Source organism: Paenisporosarcina macmurdoensis (assembly GCF_042658845.1).
Classification (GTDB): domain Bacteria; phylum Bacillota; class Bacilli; order Bacillales_A; family Planococcaceae; genus Paenisporosarcina; species Paenisporosarcina macmurdoensis.
Map to the genome: position 1 here is coordinate 1 of NZ_JBHSRI010000001.1, position 1,650 is coordinate 1,650.

A 1,650-nucleotide genomic window follows, 5' to 3' on the forward strand; every position below is an offset into this window, starting at 1 on the left:
AAAAAAAAAACCGAAGGCACGACAAGCCAACGGTTTTCATAAATAGGTGGGGTGCCGCAAAAGACAATCCGCCGGATAAAAGAATGCCCTATAAAGACGTTTTAAAAATAGGTCCATTCTTAACTAGCGTTTACAGGCAACTTAACATTCTGACGTCGAATTCCAAAACCTAAAGCAATTGCAGCCCCAATGCAGCTAGACAGACAACCAGCAAACAAAAACAATGACGGGTCTGATTCACCGATTAATACAGAAGCTATTCCTCCAATGACGGGGAAAAGGGCGACCATATAACCACTTTGAGATCCCCCGATTTTTTCTACAAGCTTTAAGTAGAACAACCATGCAGCGAACGAAGCAACCAGGGTTAAATAAAGCAACGCGGATACGTATGAAACCGATGTTGGAATTGTTATTTCTTGCCCTTGAATCAATACAATGGACCCCATTAATAAACTGGCTACTGTAAATCCAATGGCATTTGCATAGATAGGATCCACCCTCCTACTGGCATTTCTTGCCGAGCTGGCGTCACCAACTGCTGTAAGAAGCGTACCTAAGAAAGCAACCATAATTCCTTTTATCTCATTAAACCCTTGAAAATTGTTCAATGTGGGATAAATGAGAATACATACGCCCAATACCCCAAAAATTCCCCCAATTAAAACTCGTGGATGTAATTTTTCTTTTAAAAAAACTCGGAGAGCGATTGGAGTCAGTATCACTTTTAACGAAAAGACCAATGTTACAATTGCAGCAGAGCTCAAAATGGTGGCGTAATAGAAGCACAGGTAGCTTAATGCAAAGTTACATATACCAAACACTATTACAAACGGAATATCTTTTCTTTTTGGTCTCCCCTTTGGTCTAAGGAACCAAACAAGAACTAAAAACAATAAGGCTGTCATAACTAAACGATATGTTAAGGATAATTCCAAACTGACTGGTGTTCCTTGGATTTTTACCGCAATAAAATTAAGTCCCCACACTATTAAGCAAAATATGTACATAAACTTTGTCATGGTATATCCTCTTCCTGCTGTTTAACTTACTATGTTAATCAACTTCTCAAGTAAGTAATTGTAACAAAACTCACGAGTTTATGTTCTTATTTAATTGATTGAATTAGCCATTAATTGATTAATTTTCTTATTGAGCATCTATCCGGTTAGTTCAATAAGAAAGATACCTATAGAGGCGGCCGGTTATTCACTAAGCCCCCGTTAGTTCAACAATTCTTTATATGAAAATATAATAATTCCGCAAATCACTGCTACTCCTAAAAATGTAAATAAATAAAGAAAAGGAGAATTAACCTTAACGAAAACTACTTCATTTTGAAGTGTCTCTACTTTATCCCATGCACTTGCAATATCCGGTTTATAGTTCCTTGTTTTTATATAACCGACTAACACCATACCGACTATATAAACTACATGAACTGCAATTGAACCCATAAATGCTTGAAGAACCACCTTCATTCAGACACCCCCTTTTTCAATCTCATATCACCATAACAACCCATATATGTTATTAAACTATTCTGACCGTTAATTGAATAAGAAACTGGATGATCCATCCTCAAACCACCGATTCGAATGCTCAACCTAGGGTGTATTCTTCATACACCCTAGGTTGACATAACACATC

At 37.2% G+C, this 1,650-nt stretch carries 2 protein-coding genes; both read right to left on the bottom strand.

Annotation, left to right across the window (positions count from 1 at the left end):
- Positions 1 to 119: 119 nt before the first annotated feature.
- Positions 120 to 1,022: a DMT family transporter gene (locus tag ACFPYN_RS00005; RefSeq protein WP_377731813.1), complete on the bottom strand. Its 903-nt coding sequence runs from the start codon at positions 1,020 to 1,022 to the stop codon at positions 120 to 122.
- Between the two features lie 201 nt (positions 1,023 to 1,223).
- The gene (locus ACFPYN_RS00010) at positions 1,224 to 1,481 is read right to left on the bottom strand and encodes a hypothetical protein (RefSeq protein ID WP_377731814.1); all 258 of its coding nucleotides are present in this window, start codon (positions 1,479 to 1,481) and stop codon (positions 1,224 to 1,226) included.
- Between the last annotated feature and the right edge of the window lie 169 nt (positions 1,482 to 1,650).